Here is a 26,817-nt window from a genome sequence, read left to right on the forward strand (position 1 = left end):
AATTGTATTAAGGTTTATATATTCGCCTATAGTTAAACATTGTCATAAATTTGATGTTAATAATGTTGCTATTTTTTAGACCTAATATTGTTTTAAATTTAATTTTCGACATTCATAAGTTCGGTAATTTTTTAATAACCATAAATTAAATACTTTGGATAAAATAATAAAAACACTTCACTTAAGACTAGATAGTACCTCTAAATCATTAACTAAAAATGCTGTTTCACAATTGATAATTAGAATATTATTTCAATTAGAAAAGCCACTTACTATTGGTGAAATTTCAACAGAAGTTAATCGTCTATTACAGACATCTATTTCAGAAGATAGAATTATCGAAGGTGTAAATAAACTTTTAGAAAAAAATGAAATTAAAATCACAGATAAGAAATATAAGCTTACAAAATCAAATGTAAGGACTTTAGAAAAAAGATATAATGAGTCTAAAGAGAGATTGGAAAGAATAATTGATAATTATTTTGTACCGTTTCATTCTAGTAGGGCAGCTATTTTAGAGTGGTTTTCTGATGCAACAGTGGAATTTTTTAAATCATATTCAATTGAATGGATATCTGATTTATGTTATTCTAAAACAGAGAGACTGAAAACTAAAAAGGAAGATATATTAGATCATATTAGAAGAAGGACTAAAAATAATAAAGAATTAAATGCAGACGACTTTAATACGTTGATAGAAAAATTTATTGACTGTATTATTTATAAAAAAGATCCTGATTTAGATGCACATCTTTGGCAATATGGAACATCTGCATTTGCTGCCAATTTATTGCAATCATCTGTTGGAGCTGACCCCATGTCAATAAATGCATTTAGAGATTCAAAATGTGTTTTAGATACAAATGTTTTGATGAATATTGGGCTTGAAGCGAGCGAATACCATGAGGCAATAAAAAAACTCGAAAATGTTTTTGAAAAGCTAAACATCGATACAGGATATTTTCATATAACCGAATTAGAATATACTAAAACAATAGCAAATAAAAAGAAAGAAATTCTTCGTGCGGTCGAAAAATTTTCATATGATGTATTGAAGGCTACTGATGATCATTTCTTACAATCTGCGATTAGAAGAAAGTGTTTTCAATTAGAAGACTATGAAAGCTTTTGTGCCCAAATAGCTTTGCCACCAAAAAAAATGGATTCTTCAAAAGAAATTAGATTATTTAATAATGATGAAGCCTTAGATAAACAAATTGAAACAGCTCAAAATGATGAAGAAAAAAAGACATTAATAAATTCTATTTATAAAAAAGCAACAGGTAATTTTAAGAAAGAATCTCCTTTGCTTCATGATGTTGGAATGATTGCTGGCGTTGAGTATTTACGAAAGAATGAAAAAGCATTTATTCTTTCTCAAGAAATATCAGTGAATAGGTATTCTCATGCTAAACCAATTAAAGATGATTTGCCAATAGCAATAAAATTGGAGACTTTAATTAATATGCTAGCTATTGATAATGGTGGAACGGATGTTAATCCTTTAGATTTTTCTACACTTTTTGCTAATATCATTAGATTTGATTTACATCCAGATAATAATACTTTTCAAATTGCTGATTTGTCAAAATTATTGGACACTGAATTACAAATTGAACAGTTGCCGGCTGAAGAGGTTGTTAAAATAGCACAAAATTTACATAATAATAGACTTAAAGGATTACCAGAGGAAGAAATAAGTCTTTCCTTAAATAGAGAGTTTCAAGAAGTAAAATTAAAATTTATTAAAGACTATGATGTTGTTTATGAGAATTTATCTTATGAAAAACGAGAACATGAAATTAAAACTAAGAAATTAAGTAAAACAGAAGAAGCATTAAAAAACAGAATACGCACTGAAGAAATTGCAAATTATGAAGCTATTGTATTGAGAAGTAAAGTGACATGGTTTTTATTCATTCCTATTTGTGCTGTTATTTTAACTTTTATTGGGATTTATTATTTGAGATTTTATAAAGAATCTCAAATCATAGATTATATAATTGGTTTGGCAGTTAACATTGTTTTTTGGATTCTTTCATCAATTTTTTTCTCAAAACCTTATTTGTATAAAAAGCAATTATTACTAAAAAACAATTTAGATTTAAAAGTTGAAAGTAGATTTGAAAACGAAACAAGATAAAATGTTTAGCTAATACGGATAAAAGCCATTACTTCCCCTTAAGCAATTTCTCCAAATACTCATTTTTATCCTTCTCAGCCTGTACCAAACGCTCATAAAGTTCAACAACTTTGTCAAGAGGATTAAAAGTACAATCATTATAATGCTTGTTAAAAGCTGCATTATCATAAATATTATTAAAGTAATTAATTACGGCTTCTTCCGAAAAGTTTTTAATTGCTTCAACAGTCATTCCAAGTACTTTTGCCACTTCTTTCAGTTTTTCTTCGTCTATGGTTTCGCTGTTTTCCATAGCTGAAACAGTCTGCTGACTCATTCCTAAAGCTTGTGCCAAAGCTTCTTGTTTCATGTCTTTCAGCTCACGAATTCGGCTGATTTTTCTTCCTATATGATATGGTTTGGTTGCTGTGCTCATAAAATCAAAGGTATTTAAAATTTTTTATAGAAAGATAAGTTTGAGTAAAAAACAAGTATTTTTTGTAAGATACCGTTTGTAATTATGTAGGATATAATTGGAGATAAGTATAAATTAAAAACAAAAACCTTACATTAGTATACAATCCATCTCATTTAAGAATATGAAATCAACCTCAATCGCATTTCTCATTATACTGCTCTTATCTTCCTGCGCTTCATTTTCAGACAAAATGATAAAAGATGCTAAAGTAGCTTTATCAGAAAATAATTTATCGAAGCTGGAAGGAACTTATGAATTATTTCCAGATTTGAAATATGATGAAAAAAGCAAGGTCAAGCCAATTGCTTCTGAAGATTCTAAAATAAACCATAGTCTCAATTATTTTGTTTCATCTAAACAGGTGAAATACGATTCTAAATCGAAATATTCTGTTGAGGTAAAACTAATTAATAAGAACACTATAAAGTTTATTACCAAAAAAGAAACTGCTAAAATTGACAGCATTGAGTTAAGTGGAAAACTCAAAAATGGACTTTTTTACCTAGACAATAAATTCTTAAAACGAAACGGCGTTCCCTATCTTGCCGGCGGTTTTACCAATTATAAAACAAGAATCGGACTCGCAAAAGACAACGGACTTTTGGTCAATTATGCTTATGATAATTCTGGTGCAATTCTTTTTCTTTTTTGGGCTGGATCTGCTTATAATTTGGGCTATCATTACAACCGAATCAAGTAATTTTTAAAGTTTAAATTTGTGGATTAAAAAGTATTTGCATGTATAAATATCATTTTCGTCCTGCGTATAAATCTGAAGAGCTTTTAATTGATATTTTTAATGGAGCTGAAAATGAATCGTTTATTCCTGATTTTGTTCATGCGATTCAGGAATTAAAACCAAAAATGATTGATATTCTCGATTTATGGATGAACGATGAAGTATTAATGACGTACGATTCTGAAATTGGAAGTTTTACAATTTCGAAAGATATCTGGGGTTTTGCTTTTATAATGGCAGAAAATAATCAGGATGGCTTAGCAAGGATTGATTCGATTTTGGAACAGTCAGAACTGTTTGAGAAGGTGCAAGTTGATTTTGAAAATTATAAATGAAAACGAAAATTTCTAATCTAGCCCCGATAGAAACGATATCCTTTTGTGGCGGGGTTCGCCGCAAAAGATATAGTGAATAGCGGGACTAAAGGTTTTATGAAAATGAATATTATCTGCTTCCTAAAACAAAAAAAACAGCAACACATAGTCCTGATAAGTTATGCTAAAAATGCTTTTCTTTAGATTATTTTATTACAGAAATTATTATATATTTGGCTGCTGTGTAATATAAATTATTTGATGGATTTACCTCCTTATTCGCCAGGTTTGCATAAACTGGTTACTTTACATGTCGACGAAATTTCTAAGCTTACCAATAGTGACGGTTTTGTTGCGGTTACCAATTCCATTTTAGAAAAATATGAACTTGAAAAGGTTGGTGTTGTAGTGCATGATTTTGAAAACGAAAGTTTTACAATTTCATTCTGCCTAAAAGAATCTCATATTTGTATACACACCTGGCCAGAATACAAGCAGCTTACTTTGGATGTTTATTTGTGCAATTATCTTCAGGACAATTCACAGAAAGTACGTGCTGTAATGGCCGACTATATTGCCTATTTTGATGCAGAAATTATTAAGGATTTTGAAATTAACCGATAAGATATGAAGATTCCTTGTTACGATTGTAATACAGAAACCGAATTAGAGGTTGGTTTTGAAGTAATCAATTTTGTCTGTCCGAAATGTCAGAGTTTATATGCTATTGACAAAGAGGGAAAGTTTCGAAGAAGATCCAAATATAGAAACGTTCTCAGAGATTATCCGCTAGAAATTGGTGATGTAGGATTTCTGAAAGGGAGTGAATACAAAGTTACAGGCTTATTAAGGAAAAATGTACATCCTAATTATACATGGACAGAGTTTATTCTACAGAATGACGCTAAAGAATTTCTATATCTTTCTGTTTCTAATGGACATTGGATGATGCTTACCGAAATGGAAAGTATTGAAGAACTAAAAAAAGGTGTTAAAGTTCTAAAGCATGATGATGTAGATTATGATCTGTTTGAACATTCGGATGCTGAAATTATAGATGCACAAGGTTTTTTTGATTTTGAACTTCCTCAAAACAAATTAATTCATCTTGCTGAATTTATAAATCCGCCTAATATCATTTCTGTTGAAAAGATGAATAACGTACAAACGGCATATTATGGTGAATATGTGAGCAAAAGTGTCATTCAGAAAGCTTTTCCAAAAAGAACAATGCCATATCAGTCTGGTGTTAATATGATTCAGCCATCTCGCTTTGACCTTAGAAATACAGCCATTATTTTCTGTCTTTTCGCCTTATTGATTATAATGGCAAACTGGTATATTTATAAAGATCAGGTGGAGCAAAATGTTTTCAATAGTGCTATTAAATTTAGCGAATTTGATAATAAAGAAATTACCAGTCCATCTTTTGTGCTCAATGGTGCTTCTGCTCCTATGACGATTAAGGTTTCAACAGGGGTTAATAATTCATGGGCAAATTTGAATGTTGCTTTAATTAATGAAGATAATGGCGACGAGATTTATGCCAACAAAGATATAGAATACTATTACGGTTATTCTGATGGAGAATCTTGGACAGAAGGGAGTCAGTCTGAGAAGTTTAATATCTGTGGCGTAAAAGCAGGTAAATACCATCTTCTAATAACACCAATGAAAGCTCCTGAAGATGCTAATAATAGTGAAATGAATGTTAATGTGGTTTGGAATCAGCCTTCGAATAGAAATCTATGGCTGGTTATCATCGGTATGGTTGTGATTTATTTCGTAATACGATATTTTAAAAATCAATTTGAAAAACAGAGATGGTCAGACAGTTCCTACTCGACTTACGAATAATAATATGAAAAGAATTTCAGATTTCTTTATCAATAATTGGGCGCCATTAGCAATTGGATTCTTTTGCTTTGGAGTTTATATTTATTTTGCTCTTGCAGGGAACAGAATCTGCGATTGTGAAACCACAGAAAATTACAAACCAACAGGAAGCCGTTCCTCTTATAATCATTTTTACCACAAATAAAAACTCAAACAATATGGAATTAATTCACGCGCAACCAATAGTAAATTCAATTATTTATTCTTTTTTAGGCATTATCATTTTATTAATCGGTTATTATATTATTGAAAAACTTACTCCAGAAAATACTTGGAAAGAAGTTGTAGAAAAGAATAATGTTGCTGTTGCCATTGTTTTGGCAGCATTTATCATTGGAATTTCAATGATTATTAGCGCCGCAATTCATGGGTAAAAAATTTCTTAGGTTTGAATTTCTTTTACTCTTTGCCGTATTTATAATTGCCACTTGCGGACTTATTTATGAGTTGGTTGCAGGAACTCTGGCGAGTTATTTATTAGGCGATTCGGTAAAACAGTTTTCATTTATTATTGGCGTGTACCTGTTTTCTATGGGTATAGGTTCTTTTTTTTCAAAGTTTTTTCACAAGAATCTGCTTAACACTTTTGTAGAAATAGAAATACTGGTTGGACTTATTGGAGGTCTGAGTTCGGTAGTTTTGTTTTTACTGTTTGAAAGTGTGGGCTCTTTTCAATTCATCCTATATTTATTTGTTTTCGTAACCGGATTTTTGGTTGGTTTAGAGATTCCGCTTTTAATGAATATTTTAAAAGACAGAGTCGAGTTTAAAGATTTGGTTTCGAATGTTTTTACATTTGATTATATCGGAGCATTATTGGCTTCCATATTATTTCCTCTGGTTTTAGTGCCAAAATTGGGAATTATGGGAACCTCTCTTTTCTTCGGAATGATAAACGTAAGTATTGCTATTGCTTTATGTTTTTTATTGAAAAGAGAACTAAAGAAACCCGCTTTACTGCGTGCAAAAGCCGTTTTTTCATTTTTATTATTGCTAGGCGTTTTTATTTTTTCGAATGATATTCTAGCTTACTCAGAAGGGAAATTGTACGGAGAAAACATCATTTATACCAATTCAACACCTTATCAGCGTATTGTTTTAACGCACAATAAAAGCGATTATAGGCTTTATTTAAATAATAACCTGCAATTTAGTTCGGCAGACGAATATCGTTATCACGAAGCTTTGGTTCATCCCGTTATGTCGATGGCAAAAAGTGTAAAAAACGTTTTGGTGTTGGGAGGTGGAGACGGTTTGGCAGTTCGCGAAATATTGAAATACAAAGAGGTGCAAAAAGTAACTCTTGTAGATTTGGATGAAGGAATGACAAAGTTGTTTAAAACTAATACAGTCTTGACCAATTTCAATAAAAGTTCACTTAATAATTCTAAGGTTACCGTTATTAATACCGATGCTTATATCTGGGCTAAAAGCTGTAAAGAGAAATTCGATGCTGTGATAATCGATTTTCCAGATCCGTCCAATTATAGTTTAGGGAAATTGTACTCGGTTAATTTCTATCAAACCATAAAAACTATTTTACATCCAGATGCAGCGGTTGTTATACAAACCACTTCGCCATATTTTGCGCCAAAATCTTTTTGGTGTATCAATAAAACAGTAATGCAGGTTTTTCCGCAGGTCGATGCGTATCATGCCTATGTTCCGTCGTTTGGAGAGTGGGGGTATACCATTGCCATAAATGGTTTTGGAACAACTTTTAATACCGTAAACCGAATAGCTGACGGACTAAAATTTTACAATTACCAGTTTGATCGTTTTAATTATTTTACCAACGATATGATTTCAAATCAAATCGAAATCAATCGTTTAGATAACCAGATTTTAGTACGCTATTTTGATGAAGAGTGGGGAAGACTGCAATAAATCCAGAAGGAATTTTATAAAAGGTGTCGGCGCTTCATTGCTGCTGATTCCGTTTCTGCAGTTTTGTTCTGATAAAATTGCGGTACTAATGATTCGTTTATCCGGCACCAAACATTTGCTCGGACATCGTTTGTGGATCAAAGATTTTCCTAAATCAACCAAACAAATTGAGATTCCGTATCTAATTGTCGGAGGAGGTATTGCTGGCTTAAGTGCAGCACGACAATTTCAAAAAAGAGGAATAACAGATTTTTTAATCGTAGAATTAGACAATCATTTGGGAGGAAATTCTTCAAACGGAGAAAACAAATATTCCAAATATCCTTTGGGTGCGCATTATCTGCCGCTCCCTAATTTTCAAGATAAAGAATTGCTTGGTTTTCTCGAAGAAGAAAAAATAATTCTGGGTTACGATCCAAAAGGTTTTCCTGTTTTCGACGAATTACAATTGACTTTTGCACCAGACGAGCGTTTGTTTTATAAAAATAATTGGCAGGAAGGCGTTGTTCCAAAAGACGGAAACACGGCTTCTGATGATTTGGAGTTTCAGAAATTCTTCAAAGAAATGGATATTTTTAGAACAGCAAAAGGACAAGATCAGAAATACTTATTTGATATTCCGCTTTATCTTTCATCGTCAGATGAAAAGACGAGAGCTTTAGATAAAATTACAATGAAGAAATGGTTTAGAGATAATCATTTTACCTCTGAACCTTTATTCAATTATATCGATTACTGCTGTAAAGATGACTTTGGTTTAGGAATTGAATTTGTTTCGGCTTGGGCAGGGATTCATTATTTTGCAGGAAGAAAACAAGACAGCACAGCCGAAAAACACGAGAGCGTTTTAACTTGGCCCGAAGGAAATTCGCGTCTTGCCAATCATTTAAAAAAGTATACAAACGATAAAGATTTAAAAAGCCATTTGGTTTATGAAGTAAAAATCGAAAATAACAAAGTAATTGCAAAAGCTTTTGATGATGTCAGCAAAACAACTGTTGAAATCATTGCAGATAAAGTAATAATGGCTTCTCCGCAATTTGTAAATCAGTATTTGATCAAAGACAGAAAAACGTTTACCCAAGATTTTCAGTATACACCTTGGCTTTTGGCAACTTTGATTGTAGAGGATTTGCCCGATAATTTCAGTTTTCCGCTGGCTTGGGATAATGTAATTTACGGTTCCAAAGGTTTGGGTTATGTTTACGATCAGCATCAGAATTTAAATCAGGTTCAGGAGAAAAAAGTAATTACATATTACTTTAGTTTTTCTTCTGCAGATTTAAGAAAAACGAGAATAGAGTTGTATAAAAAAGATAAAGAATATTGGAAACAGTTTGTTTTGAATGATTTAAAAATTGCGCATCCTGATATTGAAGAATATACAGAAGACATTGAAGTTTTTCTATTAGGGCACGGCATGATTTCGCCTGCGCCGGGGTTTATTTTTGGAGAATCGAAGAAACTAGCCAAACAGAATATTCAGAATGCTGTTTATTTTGCACATAGCGATTTATCAGGAATTTCGATTTTTGAAGAAGCTTTTCACCAAGGAATTAATGTTGTAAATGAGATTTTAGATGGAACAACCGTGGATTCATAAAGCAAAAACAGATTTAGCATTCATTATAGGTCCGTCATTTTTTGTGCTGGCCATAATCTTTATTTTTCAAGATTATATCACAAGAATTGAAGAGAATTATTCTTTTTATACTTGGCTTTTTTTAATTGTTTTTATTGATGTAGCACACGTTTATGCAACATTATTCAAAACCTATTTTGTTGCCGATGAATTCAAGAAACAAAAACAAAGATTGATTCTTTTACCGATTATTTGTTTTTTGACAGGAATTGTACTTTTTTCTTTTGGCAGTTTAGTTTTTTGGTCGTTTTTGGCTTATGTTGCTGTCTTTCATTTTATCAGACAGCAGTATGGTTTTATGAGATTGTACGCCAGAAAAGAAACCAAAACTAAAATATCGGTTTGGATTGATAATCTGGCGATTTATGCTTCAACCGGATACCCAATGTTGTATTGGTTTTTTTCGTCTAAGCGAAAGTTCAACTGGTTTGTAGAAAATGAATTTTTTAGGTTTGAAAGCCAAACAATCTTAGAAATCCTATTTTGGATTTATATCGGAATTTTGATTTTGTATGTCTTTTATACTGCCATAAAATCAATTCGAAATCAGTTTTTTAATATTCCGAAAAACAGCATTATTCTTGGCACAGCACTTTCTTGGTATTTCGGAATTGTGTATTTTAATGACGATTTGATTTTTACTTTACTAAACGTCGTTTCGCATGGAATTCCTTATATGGCACTGGTTTATTTTAAAGAAATTGACGGAAAATCAGATTCAGAATTAGGTCGTTTGTCTTTTTTAAAGCAATATAAAGGCATTCTAATTTACGTTGTTATTTTAGTTTTAATTGCCTTTTCAGAAGAATTTCTTTGGGAACTTTTTGTTTGGAATGAAAACATAAGTATAACCAATTTTGATTTTTCGAGCTGGCAGATTTTATTAGTTCCTTTGTTGAGCGTTCCACAGTTTACACATTATCTGTTGGATGGCTTTATCTGGAAATCTAAAAAATAAATCTAAAGCTTAATCTCAAACAAACTAAAAGAACCTTCTTTATAATGCTCTGGCAATTCATTGGTCCATTCTATGGTGCTGATTCCTTTGTAAGTGAAACCACAGCTGGTGTAATATTTATTAATTCTTTCGTTACCGCTGTGGGTGTCAAGCCGAATGTAGTCTTTACCATTTTCTTTGGCATATTCTTTAGTCCATTGTATGATTTTTTTGACGTAAGAATGCCCTCTGAATTTTGAATTCGTAGCAATACGATGCAAATATACCGCAGGATCTTTGCTGGCTTCTTTCCAAATAATTTCATCATTAAAAGTAAGTACAAATGTACAAGCAACTTCATCTCCTTCTTTGATTACAAAATGACGATTTTCGGCAATTTCTTTTTCTATTAATGTCCTTTCAAAACCTCTCCAGCTTTTATTATTGACTGTTTTTTGATACGATGTAGCTTGATTGTAAATATCGAAAACAGCGTCGATATCTTGAGTTGTAGTTTTAAAAAATTCCATTATTGGGCTAATTCTGTAAATTAATGAATCTTCAAAGATAAATCTTTCAACAGCTTTATACGGGTGAAATGTTTAATTTATGCTTTTTTTATCAGGGTTTAACCAAACGACATTTTGTTCAGAATTGTGATCTTGTCCAATAATATCTTTGTACAATTCTGGTCTTCTAGCTTTTATATAACGATTTCCTCCTGCTTGAATGCATTTTTCGGGAGTAATTATAGCAGTTGCAAAAGAATCATCAAAAGTTCTGCATTCTGCTAATATATCTCCAAACGGATCAATAATCATAGAACAGCCATTTTTGAGCTGGTCCTCATCCATACCAATCGGGTTTGAAAATATGGTATAAACCGCATTGTCATAAGCTCTTGCCGGAAGCCATTTCATAAGCCAGTCACGGCCTTTCATCCCATCAAATTCTAATCGTAACGATGTTGGATCAGCTTCTCGGTTTTCCCAAAGCTGCGGAGCAACAAAACCAGCGCCCGGTCGGGTAGAAGGTGTGCACATTGTTACATGAGGCATAAAAATAATATCGGCTCCTAGAAGCTTTGTGGCGCGGACATTTTCTATAATATTATTGTCGTAACAAATTAAGATACCGCATTTCCATCCTGCAATTTCAAAAACACAATAACGATCTCCAGCGGTTAAATATGGATTTATAAACGGATGTAATTTTCGGTATTTGGCCACTAAACCATTTCTGTCAACACATACATATGCTTTGAATAAATTATCATTTTCATCTTTCTCAAAAAGCCCTGCCAATATTACAATGTTGTTGTTTTTAGCAATTTGAGTCAATTTTAAAATACTTTCGCCGCTCGGAATTAATTCTGCCAAGTCCAGCATTTGCTCTTTGGATAGATTTCTTGCGAATGTATATCCTGTTATTGAACATTCGTGAAACGAAATTACATCGCAGCCTTCTTCAGATGCCTTTTTCGAAAGCTTTTCAATTACAGATAAATTATAGTTTTTATTGCCGCTTTTGTTTTCAAATTGAGCTGTAGCTATTTTTAGATTTTTCATATTGTTCACTATTAATTAGGGTCAAAATTAGTGTGAGCAATACGTTATAAATTGTATAAAACCGACATTTTAGAATGTTGATGCGGGAAATCTTTTTATAAGATTGTTGGTTAGTTTTCCCGTGGTGCAGACATATTCTGTTGGAGTAATTCCGGTATGTTTTCTAAATTCTTTTATTAAATGCGACTGATCTGAAAATCCTGCATTATAACAAATTGTGGTTAGATTGGTGTCGTCAGGTTTGTTTTTTAATAATTTCAAAAAATGATGGATTCGTATAACATTCCCAAATTTCTTCGGATTTAATCCAATGCATTCTTTGAATTTTCTTTCCAAATGTCTTTCGGTATACCCAGTATATTTAACCAATTCTTTTATAGAAAAGAGACCTTTTTTGTCAATGATAAAATTTAGGGAACCATTTATTAGGAACTGATTTGAAGACGGTTTAGAGGCAATGATTGATCTGAAGAAATGATTTAAAAGATTAACACGAGCCTGATTATTTTGTTCTAATAATTTTTCTTGGAGCTCAATAATTTTTTGGTCAAACACATCTTCTACCGGAATAATAGAATCGTGAAATTCATGGGCAGGAATTCCTAATAATTGATGAATTCCGTTGGGTTGAAAAACGACAATTATTAATGTTATTTTATTCTCAGAATATAGATCTTTAAAACCGTTAAGCTGTCCATACAAAAATGAAGCTGGTAAATAATCTTTTACTTCGCCGATTTCAGAAATGAGTTTACTTTTTACAGAAAATACAATACCAGTATTACCATCAGAAAACAAACGAAACTTTTGGACAGCAGTTTCTGCATTATCTAAAAACAGATAATGTTTGATATAAGGTGATAATTCTTTTGATGGCGAAACCTGCATAACTCTAATTGATTTGAATGCAAATTGAAATGTCATTTTGCAAGTAATTATGAGTTTAGCAAAATTAGGGATATTTTTCTTGAAAAACTTTTAGTATCTAATCTAGCCCCGATAGAAACGATATCCTTTTGCGGCGGGGTTCGCCGCAAAAGATATAGTGAATAGCGGGACTAAAGGTGTAATGAAAATGAATTTTCTGCTTCTGGAAATAAAAATATTAATTCTGCAAAGCTTTTTTTACCTCCGGCATCATTTTGTCCACAAATAATTTATAGGCTGATTCTGAAGGGTGTAAACCATCTGAAGCAACAAGATTGGCACTGTTGAGTCCTTGTCGTGTAATGTCTGTAATGGAAACAAAAGCCACTTGATTATTGGCACAATATTTCTCGGCAAAAGAATTGTATTGGTCAATTTCGGCAGAAATCGTTGAGGTTTGATCACCGGCGAGACTTTTTCCGTAAGGCGTGTAAGCATAATCTGGAATGGAAATGACGACAACATTTTTTCGGTCACCTTTGGCAAGCATGATTGCTTTGGTTACCAATTCTGGAAATTCTTTTTCGTAAACCGAAAAATTTCTGTGTTGATATTGATTGTTTACACCAATTAAAAGCGTCACCAAATCGTAATTGGCTTCTGGATTTTGTGTGTTTATTGCTGAAAGTAAATTGGATGTTGTCCAGCCTGTTGTAGCAATTATTTTTAGCGAAATTGTACTGGAATACATCGCGTTTAAACTGGTCTTTAATTGTTCTGGAAAACGACATGTAGCACAAACACTCTGCCCGATTGTGTAACTGTCGCCTAATGCTAAATAATTGATCGAACTAGCAATTGGTGGCTCTGGGGTTTTGGGAGGGGTTACAACTGGCGGTGTAGTTGTGATAGGAGCAGATTCTTCTGATGAGCTGCAGCTCATCAGAAATACTGAAAGTATAATGGTAACTATTTGTTTAAAATATGGTTTCATAATTTGTTTAAATTTAAATCTTGAGGTCGTTTTAAACAAATAGTTACGTTAAATATGCGGGTTTGGATTTATTAAACCATTTCGGTTTTCATCACAATATCTTCTTCGATTGCATTCCAAAGTCCGATACGTCTTTCTAGGGCTAGAATAGAAACTTCTTCTACTTCTTTCCATTTTTGAGCATCATCTTCGCATAATTCTGTAATCATTTGCATGGCCATTGGTCCGTGTTCGTCGGCATCCAATTCGATATGTCTTTCAAAATAGTAAAGCAATTTTGTCAAATCGACTTCTGGAAGATTCTTTTGGAAATTTTTTAGGATTTCGGTAAACATACTCGGAATCAAATCTTCTCTTCCAAAAGTAAATGCAGCGGCAATTTGGTGTGGTTTTCCTTCTTCAATAACTCTGAAAGTAAAATCTAAGAAAGCTTTCACATTCGGGTGAAGCTGACTTTGTTTAATAGCAACAAATATATTGTGAAGCGAACTTACTTCTGATAGGAAATTTAAAATACCAGTTGTGTCAGCGCCACAAGCTTCCATTGCTTCCAAATACATTTCGTAGTGACTTTGTCTTCTTCCGTCAAGCGTTAAATCTGTTTCTTCGGCAAGAACAATTTCATTAATTAAATAACGAGTTTCTGGATTTTTAGTAGCAAACCAAGGCGTTGTTGTGCAGGTAAGTTTGGCTTGTAAAGCTTTCAATAACGACATAAAATCCCAAACAGCAAAAACATGACTTTCTAAAAAACTATGTAAGTCATCTATGTTCTGAATCTTATTATATAAAGAATGTTTTAACAGTTGGTCTTTTTGTGGTTGTATGCTTTTGTTTATTGCTTCAATATTCATTTTTGGAAAAAATTTTGGTGCAAAGATAAAAAGCTTCTTTGTTAGAAGAAGCTTTTTAAATCGATTTTGTATATATTTTAATAGTTGTCTACTATTTAAATGCTGGAATTCCAGTCACATCCATTCCAGTTATTAGTAAATGGATGTCATGAGTTCCTTCATAAGTAATTACACTTTCAAGATTCATCATGTGACGCATAATAGAGTATTCACCAGTGATTCCCATACCTCCAAGCATTTGTCTAGCTTCTCTTGCAATGGTAATTGCCATGTTAACATTATTACGTTTTGCCATCGAAATTTGTGCTGTAGTAGCTTTTCCTTCATTTCTTAAAACACCTAAACGCCAGGTTAATAATTGCGCTTTTGTGATTTCAGTAATCATTTCGGCTAATTTCTTTTGCTGTAATTGAGTACCTCCAATTGGTTTTCCAAACTGAATTCTTTCTTTAGAATATCTTAATGCCGTATCGTAACAGTCCATCGCTGCTCCGATTGCTCCCCAGGCAATTCCGTAACGAGCTGAATCTAAACAGCCAAGTGGAGCTCCTAAACCAGATTTATTAGGTAAAAGATTTTCTTTAGGAACTTTTACGTTATCAAAAATCAACTCTCCAGTTGCAGATGCACGAAGCGACCATTTATTATGCGTTTCTGGAGTTGTAAAACCTTCCATTCCTCGTTCTACAATTAAACCATGAATTCTTCCTTCTTCATTTTTTGCCCAAACAATAGCAATATCAGCAAAAGGCGCATTTGAGATCCACATTTTGGCACCATTTAAAAGATAATGATCTCCCATGTCTTTAAAATTGGTAATCATACTTCCAGGATCAGAACCGTGATCTGGTTCGGTCAAACCAAAACATCCTATAAATTCACCAGTTGCTAGCTTCGGAAGGTATTTCATTCGCTGTTCTTCATTACCATATTTCCAAATAGGATACATTACTAAAGAAGATTGAACAGATGAGGTAGATCTTACGCCAGAATCGCCTCTTTCAATTTCCTGCATGATTAAGCCGTAAGAGATTTGATCTAATCCCGCTCCGCCATATTCTACAGGAATATAAGGTCCGAAACCGCCAATTTCTCCAAGTCCTTTAATAATTTGTTTAGGAAATTCTGCTTTTTGAGCATATTCTTCTATTATAGGAGAAACTTCCTTTTTTACCCATGCTCGAGCAGATTCTCGAACCAATTTATGTTCGTCGGTTAGTAAATCATCTAGGTTATAATAATCTGGAGATTGAAATAAGTCTGGTTTCATGTTTTTTAATTTTACTTAAACAAATTTACGTAATAAAAATATAACAAATAACGCTTAAATTGTTATATTTTTTTAAGGCAAAAATAAAATTAATAGGAATTTGGCAAATTAATTGTAGTTTATTGATAATTTATAGACTATTTTTGAATACCAAAAACTAATTAAATGAGGCTGATCATCTCTTTTTTATTTTTATTGATACTTAATACTACTGTGGCTCAACCTAAAAAAGAGCTTACTGAACAAGAGTATTTAGAATTGCAGGATAAAATTCGTTTCAGCATGAACGGTAATTTTGATGAAGGACTTAAGTATGCTGCTGAATTACAAAAATCTAGTAATAATGAACATTTAGCTTTTGCTTATGGATCAGGATCTTATTTATATCAACTAAAGAACAATAGAGCTAAGTGTGATGAATGGTATAAAAAAGCACTAGAATATTATAATAGAATTCCCGAATCTGTTCAAAAAATAAATCTTCGCGCCTACTTATATAATTATAGAGGATTAACGGAATGGAAAAGAAAAAATTTCAGTAATGCTTTAAGTAATTACCAGGAAGGAATAAAACTTTCTACCAAAACATTGGATGTTATACAGATCGTTAAGTTTAAAAGCAATATAGCTTTAGTTAATGAAGAAGTAGGGAATTATGAACTTGCTATTAGAAATCTAAGGCAGAATAGTATTTTTTTAGATAAAAATGAAAGTCTATACGAAAAAGATCAATTTCAAAATAGTAAAAGTAATATTTATACCAATTTAGGAAATGTCTATGAAGGCTATTTCATGAAAGCTCGAGGTAAATTATTTTTATTAGATTCTGCCGAATACTTTTATAAAAGAGCAATCAATTATTCGCAAAATTATTTAGACAATAAAATTACTTCTACTCTTAGTTTAGGAAATATTTATCTATACAAAAAAGATTTTAAAAATGCAGAAAGAACCTACTTCGATATTTCGATGTATGCTAAGCAAAATAATGATGATTATTATTATAGGATTGCAAATTATAATTTAGGAGACCTTTATCATTCATTAAAAAATTATGATAAAGCTTTGGTATTTTTAAAGAAGGTTGATTCTATGTCTGTTAAAGAAAAAAAAACAGATAGAATTTCTTTTCAGTCCAATTATCTTCAGGCTAAAATTTATAGTGCAAAAAATGAACCCGAATTAGCTTTCAAATATTCTAAAATGTATTTAGATTCTTATGAAAAGTACGAAGGAGAATTAAGAGAAGAAGCTTTAGAAGTCAATTACAAACTGGGTACGGCGAATCTTAGCGATGAGATGATAAGCATTCAGGAAAAGTATAAGTACGAGGTTTTATGGAATAAAGCCCTTAAAGTTTTATATGTTATTCTAGTTGTTGGAATTGTGTTTTTCCTAATTAAAAATATTCGGGACAAAAATAAAGCACAGAAAAAAATGAATGCTTTAATTGAAGAATTTAAAGCTAATCTGGAGAAAAAAGAAATTGAAAAAGCTGAAATCGAAAAAGCAGCTGCAGAACAAAATATACTTGTTGAAACTCCAGAACTAGAAGATACATTACTTAAAAAGGAAAATGCAAACCTTAGTATTGATGAAGCTAAAGAAAATAAAATTGTAGAAAAATTATTGGCACTAGAAGAAAAATTAGAATACCTAAATCCTGATTTTACATTGTCTTATGTTGCCAAAAAAATCAAAACTAATACAACTTATTTGTCTTATGTTGTAAATAAACGATTTGGTAAATCTTTTGGAGAATATTCTAATGAGTTAAAAATTAATTATGTTATTAATCAAATGATTACAAACCACTTATATCGTAAATATTCAACACAGGCAATTGCAGAAAGTGTTGGGTTTAAGAATGCGGTTTCATTTGCAAAATCGTTTCGCAAAAGAACTGGAGTATCTCCAGCTCAATTTGCGAACAATATTTAAAGCTGTACTATTAACCATTTCCGTTTCCTCCAGTACCTTTAGCAGGATTGTTTTTTGGATCAACATCTTCTCCATCACCGCCTCGGATAATTTTTTGAGCTTCTTTATTTATTTTTTCTAATTGAAAGTCTTCAAATGTCAATTTTATATTTTTCATGTCGTATGTTTTTTAATTATTATTTACACTATTATAAATGAGATTAACCATTTCCGTTTCCTCCAGTACCTTTAGCTGGATTGTTCTGCGGATCGACATCTTCTCCATCACCGCCTTTTATAACTTTTTGAGCTTCTTTATTTATTTTTTCTAATTGAAAATCTTTAATTGCCAATTTTATATTTTTCATGTCGTATGTTTTTTAATTATTATTTACACTATTATAAATGAGAGTTAACCATTTCCGTTTCCTCCAGTACCTTTAGCTGGATTGTTCTGCGGATCCACAGATTCTCCATCACCGCCTTTTATAACTTTTTGTGCTTCTGTGCTTATTTTTTCTATTTCAAAATCTTTGATTTTCAGTGAATTATTTTTCATGTTTCTTTTTTTTTGGATTGCTTTTTATACTATTTACTATGTGTTTTAATTTTGTAGAAAGAATTAACCATTTCCGTTTCCTCCAGTACCTTTTACAGGATTGTTTGTGTCAGTAGGTGGTGGTGTTTGGCTGTCATTACCTCCGCCTTTAATAGCTTGCTGTTGTTGTTTAGAAATTGTTTCTGTTTCAAAATTTTCTAATGTGAATGCTGAATTTTTCATGTCTTTTAATTTTTTTTGGATTTAAATTTAATACGATTAATCTTTCATAAAATTTTTAAGCAATTTTGTCATATTGCGATGAAAAAGCGCTAAAAATTGGTTTACGTTAAGAATTTTGGGTTGTTATTTTACTTAAAAAAAGCAATAAAATTGAACTTTATTTATAAGTTAAATCTTGTCAAATTATTTTTAAGCATTGCTTTTTTGGGGGGATTTTTGCTGCGAATTTGAGGTTGATTTTAGACTTTTTTTGAGTCATTTTAATCTCTTCTATTTTGTTTTTTCTTCTTCAAAACCATTCGATTTTGATACCATGTTTTTCATGTTTTTCGGTATTTAGATTATTGCTTTTCCAAAACTAGGCAAAAAGTAAAGCCGTTAATCGAAAATAGCCTTTCTGAGCTTTTTATACTAGATAATCAATCATAATATATTGTTTTACAGTAATTTATGTTGTGTACTATACTTGGTATAATTTATAAATTGTATGTGGTATAATTAATAAATTGTATATATGCATGCGATTTTTATCAATAAAAACTACAATATTTGCAGTGTAATTATGATTTAAAAACGATCAAAAGCGATGTTGAAACTGGTCCAAAAATTTCTACAAATTAATCGATACTCAGATATAAAAAATGAGTTCAAGGATCTGTTTTTGTCTCATCCCAATTATCCGAGTTTATTTGCGATTACAGATTCATTCGATTTGCTTTCTGTAGAGAATGCAGCAGTAAGAGTTTCGAAAGAGCAAATTGTAGATTTACCGTCTAATTTTTTGGCGTATTTTAAAGATGAATTGATATTGGTTGAAAAGACTAAAAGTGGTGTTCGAATTACGACTAACAAAAAAGGAACTCAAAAGTTATCTTATGATAAATTTCTTTTGGACTGGAATGGAGTAATTGTTGCTATTGAGCCAAATAATGTAGTTTCGAGAGATAATTTAAAAGTAGAATATAATTGGTTAAAATATTTTCTGCCTCTTGCCCTTCTTACAGGATTATCTTTTTTCTATAACGGCTTTGATTTATTTAGTACTATTTTTTTAGTAACATCAATATTGGGTTTAATCGTGAGCATATTTATTGTTCAGGAGAAATGGGGTGTTAAAAACACTGTAATTTCAAAATTTTGTAATTTAAGTTCTAACTCTTCTTGTCACTCAGTAATTAGTTTTAATGACGATATAGCAAATAGATGGTTGAGTTTTTCAGATTTACCATTGCTTTTCTTTAGTTCAAGCATTATTGCAATTTTGGTACAGCCATTGAGTTCAGCAGTTTTTGTTGGGTTTTTAAGTCTGTTGGCAATTCCAGTAGTAGTTTGTTCTATTTGGATTCAGAAATTTGAAATTCAAAAATGGTGTGTTATGTGTTTAGCAGTATCATTTTTAATTGTAGTTCAAAGTGTTTTATGGTTTTCATCAGACCTATTTACATTGAGCTTTAGTTTAAGTGCTATTTTTCCTTATGTATTTTCTTTATTGCTTTTAATCCCGATTTGGGCAACAGTTAAAGTGATGATTAGAAAAATGCTTGATAATGAAAGTTCATTAAAAGAACTTAAAAAGTTCAAAAGAAATTATTCTTTATTAAACTTCTTGTCTAAGAAAGTAAAATACACAAAAGGATTTGAAGATTTAAGAGGGTTGAACTTTGGAAATAAAAATGCAGCCGTAAAGCTTTCTATTATACTAAGCCCAAGCTGCGGACACTGTTATAAAACTTTTCAGGAAGCTTTTGATTTAGTATTGAAGTTTCCAGATAAAATATATTTGAACGTTCTTTTTAATATTAATCCAGAAAACAACGACAATCCTTATAAGGCAGTTGTTGAAAGACTTTTAACTATTAATAGAACAACGCCTGGAAAAACAGTAGAGGCAATTTCTGATTGGTACATTAAGAGAATGGTTCATAAAAAATGGCTTAAAAAATGGCCTGTTGAGTCAGTGAGTATGATGATTAGTCAGGAAATTCAAAAACAATATGATTGGTGTTCAATGAATAATTTTAATTACACACCAGTTAAAATTGTAAACGAAAGGTTATTTCCAAATGAATATGAGCTGAATGAGTTAAAATACTTCTTGAACGATTTTGTCGATGAAGTTCAAATTTTAGAAAAAACAGCATAAAGTGAAAACAGAATTTAAACTGTTTAAATAGAAATAATAACCCCTAAAACCTGCAGTTATGTTAAAGAATATTTTGAAGTTGAAAGGTGCAGTAGAATTATCTGCTAATGAGCAAAAAACAATAAACGGAAGTAACGCTCCTATTTGTGATGACGGATTTAAAGCTAAAAGATGTACAGAATTTGGAACAGTATCATCATATTGGGATTGTGTGCCAAATAATTATGTCGGAAGCTGTTAAGGAAATTTTTAAGCATCAAGTTTTTTACAGATTTGAGGCTTATACCCAGAAAACGTAAATAACCAATTATGTTAGAAAAGATTTTAAAAAGTAAAGAAACTAAAAAGCTGACAAAAAAAGAGCAGAAAAACATTTTGGCAGGTGAATATGCACTAGAACCAAATTGTAATAATCCTGCTGACGAAAAATATTATGCTTGCTAATTTGAATATTTAAATAGTAACAGAGACCAAAAAACTCTGTTACTATTAAAAATGAGATTAAAGATGTTAAAGAAAATTTTAAATCTGAACGGTGCTCAAAGTATTAATAAAAATGAGCAGAAAACCATGAGAGGAGGAATTCCTGAGTGCTGGATTTATGCCTTAGAAGCTGGATGCATTTTAATTTCATCAGACGAAACTTGTCCTTTAAATACCACATCAGGTATTTGCGATACAAGTCGTCTTTGTTGTTGATTTTTTTAACTTTTTTAGAAGTAATACGATATAGCCTTATTTAGAATTTAGTCATGTTTTTTTTGAATGTATAGGCGCTCGATCGTGGAACATTGAGCAAATTCTCAGTATTGATGATTGGTACTGGGATTCTTAGGAGTTGGCCGCTGTGTTAATTTTAATTGGTTAGGGTAAACCGCGGCCATGTCCTAAAGAAATTGTGTTACTGGTAATTTTGTTTTTAAATACCCAAACAGAGAAGATTTATATCTTCTCTGTTTTTTTATGGATTAACAAGAATTTTTTTTCTTAAATTGGCCTTGAATAAATCAAATTGAAATTGAAAAAATTCACTCATTACAGACAAGCCGATCATAAAGATTGCGGGCCGACATGTTTAAAGATAATAGCTAAATATTACGGTAAGACAATCAATATTCAGGAGTTGAGAGATTTTAGCGAAACAACTCGTGAAGGAAGTAATTTGCTTTTTTTGAGTGATGCTGCCGAGAAAATCGGTTTTAGGACTTTAGGGGTTAAATTGTCTGTAAAGAGAATAGAGGAAGCTCCGCTGCCATGTATTCTGCATTGGAATAAAGATCATTATGTTGTTCTTTACAAAATAAAAAAAGGTAAATACTATATATCCGATCCCGCTTTTGGACTTTTAGAATATAACAAAGAAGATTTTGTTAAGTTCTGGATTGGTAATAATGCAGGCGATGAGACGAAGGAAGGAATTGCATTACTGATCGAAGCGACACCAAACTTTTTTCAATCTGATTTTGACAAAGAAGAAAATTCCGGTTTAGGATTTAAATTTCTTTTTAAATATTTATTTCAATACAAATCATTTCTTATACAGCTTGCAATTGGACTTGTAGCCAGCAGTCTGCTGCAGCTTATTTTTCCATTTTTAACCCAGAGTATAGTCGACGTCGGGATTCAGAATCAGAACATTCATTTTATCTATTTAATTCTTTTTGCAATGCTTTTTATTTTTGCAGGAAGAACTGGTTTGGAGTTAATTAGAAGCTGGATTTTACTTCATTTATCAACGAGAATCAATATTTCGTTAATTTCAGATTTCTTTATTAAATTAATGAATCTGCCTATTTCCTATTTTGATGTCCGCATGACAGGAGATATTATGCAGCGAATAAACGATCACCGCCGTATCGAGAGAATACTTACCACATCCTCTCTTAATGTGCTGTTTTCTGTAATAAATATGTTTATAATGGGAGCGGTTTTAGCCTATTTCAATCTGCAGATATTCCTAGTTTTCTTTTTAGGAAGCGTGCTCTATTTTGCATGGATAACAATGTTCCTAAAAAGAAGAGAAGTTTTAGATTATAAACGTTTTGCAGAAGTTTCAAACGAACAGAGTAAAGTAATGGAGCTGATAAACGGCATGCAGGAAATAAAGCTTCATAATGCCGAAAAACAAAAACGCTGGGGCTGGGAGTATGTGCAGGCAAGACTTTTTAGGGTTTCAATAAAAGGCTTGGTTTTAGAACAGGCACAAACGATCGGTTCGTCGGTTATCAATGAGCTTAAAAACATTTTTATAATTCTTCTTTCTGCAAAACTTGTAATTGATGGATCCATTACATTAGGGATGATGCTCGCGATAAGCGCCATTGTTGGAAATTTAAATGGCCCAATTACTCAGTTAATAGAATTTGTTAGAGAATTGCAGGATGCTAAAATTTCACTTGCCAGATTATCCGAGATTCATCAAAAAGAAGATGAACTGCAGCAGGAAGTGCACCAGACAACTGAAGTGCCGAATGATGTTGATATTGAGATTAAAAATCTTTCGTATCGTTATTTAGGTTCAGATATTCCAGTATTGGATAATTTAAGTTTAATCATCCCGGCCAATAAAGTAACTGCAATTGTGGGTGTCAGCGGAAGCGGTAAAACAACCCTGATGAAACTGCTTTTGAAATTTTACGAACCCGAAAAAGGAGAGGTTTTAATTGGAAATGCACAGCTTAAAAATATATCTCAAAAAGCCTGGAGGTCAAATATTGGTGCTGTAATGCAGGAAGGCTTTATTTTTAGTGATACAATTGCAAATAATATTGCTTTTGGAGTAGACAGGATTGATAAAGAAAGATTAATCTACGCTTCAGATGTGGCAAATATTAAAGAATACATCAGCAGTCTGCCGTTGGGTTTTAATACTAAAATAGGAGCGGAAGGTATTGGAATGAGTACAGGCCAGAAGCAGCGACTTCTTATTGCCAGAGCTGTTTATAAAAACCCAGAAATACTTTTCTTTGATGAGGCTACTTCTGCATTAGATGCCAATAATGAGAAAGAAATAATGAAAAAATTAGATATTTTTTTCAAAAATAAAACGGTAATCGTAATTGCGCATCGATTGAGTACTGTTATGAATGCAGATCAGATTGTGGTTTTAGATAAAGGAAAAATTATCGAAATCGGAAGTCATTCAGCATTAGTAGAACAGAAGGGAAATTATTTTGAACTGGTTAGAAATCAACTGCAATTAGGAAATTAATCATGGCTGAAGATACATTTGAGTTAAGAAGCGAAGAAGTTCAGGATATCCTGACCAAAGTACCGCATTGGATGATCCGATGGGGAACAGTGCTGATATTTGCCATAATTGTAATGCTGTTTTTTGTTTCCTGGTTTGTCAAATATCCAGATGTTGTGCATACCGAAATCGTAATTACCACTAATATTCCTCCTGAGAGAATTGTTTCGAAATCTTCTGGTCGTATTGAGGCAATTTTGGTAAAAAACAAAACTTTGGTTCCTAAAAACAGCACACTGGCCATCATTGAAAATACCGCTGACTACAAGGATGTTTTTTTATTAAAAAGCATTGTAGACAGCTATGATATTAATGCTAAAAAAGTATTTCCGTTTGCGATGCTGAAAAATAAACAGCTAGGTGAAATAGAAAGTGCCTTTGCTGTTTTTCAGAAAGATTATCAGGCTCAGGAATTAAACGAAAATCTGCATCCTTTTGAAATTGAAAGCAGGGCGCAGAGCTCAGAGAAAATCCAGATCAAAGAAAGACTGGATATTCTCCAGCAGCAAAAGGTAATTAATGAAAGTGAACTGGAACTGCAGAAAAATGAAATAGCGCGTTTTGAAGTTTTATTCAATAAAGGAATTATTTCTGCTCAGGAAATGGAATTGAAGAAACTGGGTTATCTTCAGGCAATGAAGAGTTATAAAAGCCTTTTAACCTCGATTTCCCAATTAAGGTCCTCTTTGATCGACAATACAAAATCGAGCCAAAATTCGCACATAAACAGCACAAAAGAGGAGGTTAATCTTGGAAGGAGTATGGCGCAGTCATTTTATCAGCTGAAAAAAGTGATAAAAGACTGGGAACTGGCTTATACATTAAAATCTTCTGTAAGCGGGGTTGTTACTTTTCTGCAGGTTTGGAACGAAAATCAGACTATAAATGTGGGGGATAATGTTTTCTCTATAATTCCAGATGCTAAAAACAGTTTTGTTGGAAAAGTAAAAGCTCCCGCTCTGAATTCAGGAAAAATAAAAGTAGGGCAGAGAGTCAATATTCGTCTGGCCAATTATCCTGATAGAGAGTTTGGTGTATTGAAAGGTGAAATCAAAAATATTTCGTTAGTGCCCGATAAAGATGGAAACTTATTGCTGGACGTCGCACTTCCTAACGGCTTAAAAACATCTTATAATAAACAAATTATCTTCCAGCAGGAAATGAAAGGAAGTGCCGAAATTGTGACAGAAGATTTACGATTAATTGAAAGAATCTTGTATCAATTTAAAAGTATATTTGAACAAGTTTAGAATTTCAAATAAAAATCCTTAGTTAGTTCGATATATTCTGGAGTATAAACATGTCTGTCGATTTCGATAACTAATTCATCGATTTCAATTGTGGAAACTTCATTGCGGCTAAAAGCCAGTAAACTTCGCTTAATTTCTGATTTTGGAGTGCCTTTTACCCTTGTGATTTTTATTGGGTACAATTCAGCTTCTTTTGCTAAAGCGATGAATTTTTCTTCTTCTTTAAAAGGAATAATTATAGCAAGTACTCCGTTTTCTGAAAGCAATAAATCTGCAGCTTCGACGATTTCTTCAAAAGGCATTGCATCTTGAAAACGTGCTAAATCTCTCTGTTCATTCTCTGTTTTGTAATCTTCAGCATAAAAAGGAGGATTCGAAACAATCAAATCATATTCGTCTTCAGGTTCTTCGATAAATTCGTCTAAACCAGCATGAAAGCAAAATAAACGATCTCCCCAAGGAGAACTTTCAAAATTTTCAACGGCTTGTTCGTAAGCATCTTCATCAATTTCAAGAGCATCGATTTGTTCTGCATGAGTGCGCTGCGCCAGCATTAAAGCGATAATTCCTGTTCCTGCACCAATATCCAAAATACTAAACGGATTGTGATTTATTGGAGCCCAAGAACCCAATAAAACGCCGTCTGTACCAACTTTCATTGCACAACGATCTTGATTAATGGTAAATTGCTTAAATGAAAACATAAGTGAAAAATTCCAATTTTTTTTTTAAATTCCAAATTCCAACCAAATAGTGTAAATTCCAAAGCGAAATTCTCAAACCAATTGAAAGCAGTAAATCAGTAAGATTTATTGTTTGGCAAAAGTAAGATTAAAATCTTAATAATTATTTTGAAGTTTTCGTGATTATTGCTGATAAAATTTTACGCAATTCTTCTACCTCAAATAATAAAGAATCAGAAATCATTCTTTGATCAGGGTTTAGTTCGTGTAATAAGCGCAGCCAGAATTTAGATTCTTTGGCTTCTTTTCGGGATATTTTAAGTCTAAATATTAAATCTTTATCACCTAATTTTTCATTCGCTTCAATGTAGTTTGCTCCCACAGAACCAGACGATCTTATTAATTGTTTGCCGTCTTCAATATTGGATGTTGTTTTCGATAAAGTTCTAATATATGTTCGACATTCTTTTGCAAACAAGAAAGTCCTCTTTTCTAAATCATAGGGTTTATTCATAAAGAAAATAATTTTCAAATTTTTAAATTCAAATATTTGAAGTTCAAAAATAAGAATTTATACTTATGTAAGTTTTTCTTTAATAAAAATATAAAGCCATAAAACTTCGATACCAAATTAGAATTTGGAATTTCATTCTAGTTTGGAATTTGAAATTTAAAAAAAATTGGAATTTAAACCTAAAGGTACATCTCCACAAGACCTTCTGGAAGATCCATGATTACTTTTTTGTTGTCGCGGTCAATCTTTACCAAGAAATGGTCGATCATTGGAACTAAGATTTCCACTTCACCATTTAAAACTTCAAAAAGTGGTTGAGCAGTTGAGTCATTAATAGAAGTTATTTTTCCGAAAACACCTAAACGTTTGTCTTCAATTTCAAAACCAATAACTTCGTGGAAATAAAATTTGTTACCTGTAAGTTTTGGTAACATGGTTAAAGGAAGATAAATCGCATTGCCTACTAAAGAATCTGCTTCTTCCTCTGTATTTACATCTTCAAAACGAACTCTTAGAAAGTCGTTTTTATGTAAAGAACTTGTTTCAATAAAAAAAGGAACCAAGTGTTTGTTGTGTTCAACAAACACTGATTCCAGATTTTCGTATAACTCAGGTTCATCCGTATCTAAATAGATTAGAACTTCACCTTTGAAACTAAATTTTTTAGCGATTTTACCTAAATAAAAACATTCTTCTTTACGCATTCTC

31 protein-coding genes are annotated in these 26,817 nt (G+C 31.9%); 17 read left to right on the top strand and 14 right to left on the bottom strand.

Translation table 11 applies throughout. The features are described from left to right. Positions 1-154 precede the first annotated feature (154 nt). A complete protein-coding gene (locus QMG60_RS05730; RefSeq protein ID WP_281867170.1) occupies positions 155-2,143 on the top strand; it encodes a hypothetical protein in 1,989 nt (662 codons plus the stop codon). Positions 2,144-2,171: 28 nt separating this feature from the next. Here QMG60_RS05730 and QMG60_RS05735 read toward each other — a convergent pair whose 3' ends face one another. Next, positions 2,172-2,558 (bottom strand): helix-turn-helix transcriptional regulator, encoded by a 387-nt coding sequence (locus tag QMG60_RS05735; RefSeq protein WP_248729050.1) that lies wholly within the window; start codon positions 2,556-2,558, stop codon positions 2,172-2,174. Positions 2,559-2,721: 163 nt separating this feature from the next. Here QMG60_RS05735 and QMG60_RS05740 point away from each other — a divergent pair, with 163 nt between their 5' ends. The 9 genes from QMG60_RS05740 to QMG60_RS05780 all read left to right on the top strand — a co-directional run bounded on the left by QMG60_RS05740 (position 2,722) and on the right by QMG60_RS05780 (position 10,036). Continuing rightward, positions 2,722-3,300, top strand: coding sequence for a hypothetical protein (locus QMG60_RS05740; RefSeq protein WP_281867171.1), 579 nt, complete (start codon positions 2,722-2,724; stop codon positions 3,298-3,300). 38 nt (positions 3,301-3,338) lie between these two features. Then, entirely contained in the window at positions 3,339-3,674 is a 336-nt protein-coding gene (locus QMG60_RS05745; protein WP_281867172.1) for a hypothetical protein, read from the top strand. 240 nt (positions 3,675-3,914) lie between these two features. Continuing rightward, positions 3,915-4,277 carry an S-adenosylmethionine decarboxylase gene (locus QMG60_RS05750; RefSeq protein WP_134139015.1) on the top strand — a complete coding sequence of 121 codons (363 nt, stop codon included), beginning with the start codon at positions 3,915-3,917 and terminating at the stop codon, positions 4,275-4,277. A gap of 3 nt (positions 4,278-4,280) precedes the next feature. Further along, positions 4,281-5,510 carry a DUF4178 domain-containing protein gene (locus tag QMG60_RS05755; protein ID WP_057115796.1) on the top strand — a complete coding sequence of 410 codons (1,230 nt, stop codon included), beginning with the start codon at positions 4,281-4,283 and terminating at the stop codon, positions 5,508-5,510. A gap of 4 nt (positions 5,511-5,514) precedes the next feature. Next, on the top strand, positions 5,515-5,694 hold the full coding sequence (locus tag QMG60_RS05760) for a hypothetical protein (protein ID WP_057115798.1): 180 nt from the start codon (positions 5,515-5,517) through the stop codon (positions 5,692-5,694). Positions 5,695-5,707: 13 nt separating this feature from the next. After that, positions 5,708-5,923 carry a DUF350 domain-containing protein gene (locus QMG60_RS05765; RefSeq protein WP_281867173.1) on the top strand — a complete coding sequence of 72 codons (216 nt, stop codon included), beginning with the start codon at positions 5,708-5,710 and terminating at the stop codon, positions 5,921-5,923. Next, positions 5,916-7,436 (top strand): polyamine aminopropyltransferase, encoded by a 1,521-nt coding sequence (locus QMG60_RS05770; protein ID WP_281867174.1) that lies wholly within the window; start codon positions 5,916-5,918, stop codon positions 7,434-7,436. The genes QMG60_RS05765 and QMG60_RS05770 overlap by 8 nt, the downstream gene beginning before the upstream one ends. Beyond that, entirely contained in the window at positions 7,411-9,039 is a 1,629-nt protein-coding gene (locus QMG60_RS05775; protein WP_281867175.1) for an NAD(P)/FAD-dependent oxidoreductase, read from the top strand. Before QMG60_RS05770 ends, QMG60_RS05775 begins: the two co-directional genes overlap by 26 nt. Then, on the top strand, positions 9,017-10,036 hold the full coding sequence (locus tag QMG60_RS05780; RefSeq protein ID WP_281867176.1) for a hypothetical protein: 1,020 nt from the start codon (positions 9,017-9,019) through the stop codon (positions 10,034-10,036). Before QMG60_RS05775 ends, QMG60_RS05780 begins: the two co-directional genes overlap by 23 nt. Positions 10,037-10,038: 2 nt before the next feature. On the opposite strand, the gene QMG60_RS05785 is transcribed toward QMG60_RS05780, so the two are convergent. The 6 genes from QMG60_RS05785 to QMG60_RS05810 all read right to left on the bottom strand — a co-directional run bounded on the left by QMG60_RS05785 (position 10,039) and on the right by QMG60_RS05810 (position 15,568). Continuing rightward, on the bottom strand, positions 10,039-10,545 hold the full coding sequence (locus tag QMG60_RS05785; protein ID WP_281867177.1) for a GNAT family N-acetyltransferase: 507 nt from the start codon (positions 10,543-10,545) through the stop codon (positions 10,039-10,041). 72 nt (positions 10,546-10,617) lie between these two features. Further along, on the bottom strand, positions 10,618-11,583 hold the full coding sequence (locus QMG60_RS05790) for a nitrilase family protein (protein ID WP_281867178.1): 966 nt from the start codon (positions 11,581-11,583) through the stop codon (positions 10,618-10,620). Positions 11,584-11,652: 69 nt separating this feature from the next. Then, positions 11,653-12,507 carry a helix-turn-helix domain-containing protein gene (locus QMG60_RS05795; protein WP_281867179.1) on the bottom strand — a complete coding sequence of 285 codons (855 nt, stop codon included), beginning with the start codon at positions 12,505-12,507 and terminating at the stop codon, positions 11,653-11,655. 181 nt (positions 12,508-12,688) lie between these two features. Then, the gene (locus QMG60_RS05800; RefSeq protein ID WP_281867180.1) at positions 12,689-13,444 is read right to left on the bottom strand and encodes an SGNH/GDSL hydrolase family protein; all 756 of its coding nucleotides are present in this window, start codon (positions 13,442-13,444) and stop codon (positions 12,689-12,691) included. A gap of 71 nt (positions 13,445-13,515) precedes the next feature. After that, a complete protein-coding gene (locus QMG60_RS05805; RefSeq protein WP_057115815.1) occupies positions 13,516-14,298 on the bottom strand; it encodes a DUF3050 domain-containing protein in 783 nt (260 codons plus the stop codon). Positions 14,299-14,389: 91 nt separating this feature from the next. Then, positions 14,390-15,568, bottom strand: a complete 1,179-nt coding sequence (locus QMG60_RS05810; RefSeq protein ID WP_057115817.1) for an acyl-CoA dehydrogenase family protein — start codon at positions 15,566-15,568, stop codon at positions 14,390-14,392. 165 nt (positions 15,569-15,733) lie between these two features. On the opposite strand from QMG60_RS05810, the gene QMG60_RS05815 reads away from it, so the two are divergent. Next, positions 15,734-17,509, top strand: a complete 1,776-nt coding sequence (locus tag QMG60_RS05815) for a helix-turn-helix domain-containing protein (protein WP_057115820.1) — start codon at positions 15,734-15,736, stop codon at positions 17,507-17,509. 10 nt (positions 17,510-17,519) lie between these two features. Here the strand turns inward: QMG60_RS05815 and QMG60_RS05820 are convergent, their stop codons facing one another. The 4 genes from QMG60_RS05820 to QMG60_RS05835 form a co-directional block, all read right to left on the bottom strand. Next, on the bottom strand, positions 17,520-17,666 hold the full coding sequence (locus tag QMG60_RS05820; protein ID WP_281867181.1) for an rSAM-modified peptide: 147 nt from the start codon (positions 17,664-17,666) through the stop codon (positions 17,520-17,522). Between the two features lie 43 nt (positions 17,667-17,709). After that, a complete protein-coding gene (locus QMG60_RS05825; protein ID WP_157848499.1) occupies positions 17,710-17,856 on the bottom strand; it encodes a hypothetical protein in 147 nt (48 codons plus the stop codon). A 44-nt stretch (positions 17,857-17,900) separates the two neighbouring features. Beyond that, complete coding sequence (locus QMG60_RS05830) at positions 17,901-18,047, bottom strand: hypothetical protein (RefSeq protein ID WP_166669260.1); 147 nt, start codon at positions 18,045-18,047, stop codon at positions 17,901-17,903. Between the two features lie 63 nt (positions 18,048-18,110). Continuing rightward, positions 18,111-18,269, bottom strand: coding sequence for an rSAM-modified peptide (locus QMG60_RS05835; RefSeq protein WP_128414931.1), 159 nt, complete (start codon positions 18,267-18,269; stop codon positions 18,111-18,113). Between the two features lie 661 nt (positions 18,270-18,930). Between QMG60_RS05835 and QMG60_RS05840 the strand changes: the two genes are divergently transcribed. From QMG60_RS05840 to QMG60_RS05865, 6 genes are all read left to right on the top strand, one after another. Further along, positions 18,931-20,412: a vitamin K epoxide reductase family protein gene (locus tag QMG60_RS05840; protein ID WP_281867182.1), complete on the top strand. Its 1,482-nt coding sequence runs from the start codon at positions 18,931-18,933 to the stop codon at positions 20,410-20,412. A gap of 58 nt (positions 20,413-20,470) precedes the next feature. Next, entirely contained in the window at positions 20,471-20,653 is a 183-nt protein-coding gene (locus QMG60_RS05845) for a hypothetical protein (protein WP_057115824.1), read from the top strand. A gap of 68 nt (positions 20,654-20,721) precedes the next feature. Next, on the top strand, positions 20,722-20,856 hold the full coding sequence (locus QMG60_RS05850) for a hypothetical protein (RefSeq protein ID WP_262487361.1): 135 nt from the start codon (positions 20,722-20,724) through the stop codon (positions 20,854-20,856). 51 nt (positions 20,857-20,907) lie between these two features. Beyond that, positions 20,908-21,111: a hypothetical protein gene (locus QMG60_RS05855; protein ID WP_128414932.1), complete on the top strand. Its 204-nt coding sequence runs from the start codon at positions 20,908-20,910 to the stop codon at positions 21,109-21,111. Positions 21,112-21,430: 319 nt separating this feature from the next. Continuing rightward, on the top strand, positions 21,431-23,623 hold the full coding sequence (locus tag QMG60_RS05860; protein ID WP_281867183.1) for a peptidase domain-containing ABC transporter: 2,193 nt from the start codon (positions 21,431-21,433) through the stop codon (positions 23,621-23,623). A gap of 2 nt (positions 23,624-23,625) precedes the next feature. Continuing rightward, positions 23,626-24,912, top strand: a complete 1,287-nt coding sequence (locus QMG60_RS05865; RefSeq protein ID WP_281867184.1) for an HlyD family efflux transporter periplasmic adaptor subunit — start codon at positions 23,626-23,628, stop codon at positions 24,910-24,912. Here QMG60_RS05865 and QMG60_RS05870 read toward each other — a convergent pair. The 3 genes from QMG60_RS05870 to rimM all read right to left on the bottom strand — a co-directional run bounded on the left by QMG60_RS05870 (position 24,909) and on the right by rimM (position 26,813). After that, positions 24,909-25,616 (bottom strand): methyltransferase, encoded by a 708-nt coding sequence (locus QMG60_RS05870; protein WP_281867185.1) that lies wholly within the window; start codon positions 25,614-25,616, stop codon positions 24,909-24,911. The two genes, QMG60_RS05865 and QMG60_RS05870, sit on opposite strands and share 4 nt — an antisense overlap. 142 nt (positions 25,617-25,758) lie before the next feature. After that, a complete protein-coding gene (locus QMG60_RS05875) occupies positions 25,759-26,109 on the bottom strand; it encodes a four helix bundle protein (RefSeq protein WP_281867186.1) in 351 nt (116 codons plus the stop codon). A 179-nt stretch (positions 26,110-26,288) separates the two neighbouring features. After that, the gene (rimM, locus tag QMG60_RS05880) at positions 26,289-26,813 is read right to left on the bottom strand and encodes a ribosome maturation factor RimM (protein ID WP_134139030.1); all 525 of its coding nucleotides are present in this window, start codon (positions 26,811-26,813) and stop codon (positions 26,289-26,291) included. Between the last annotated feature and the right edge of the window lie 4 nt (positions 26,814-26,817).

It is taken from the genome of Flavobacterium sp. GSB-24, assembly GCF_027924665.1.
Taxonomy (GTDB): domain Bacteria; phylum Bacteroidota; class Bacteroidia; order Flavobacteriales; family Flavobacteriaceae; genus Flavobacterium.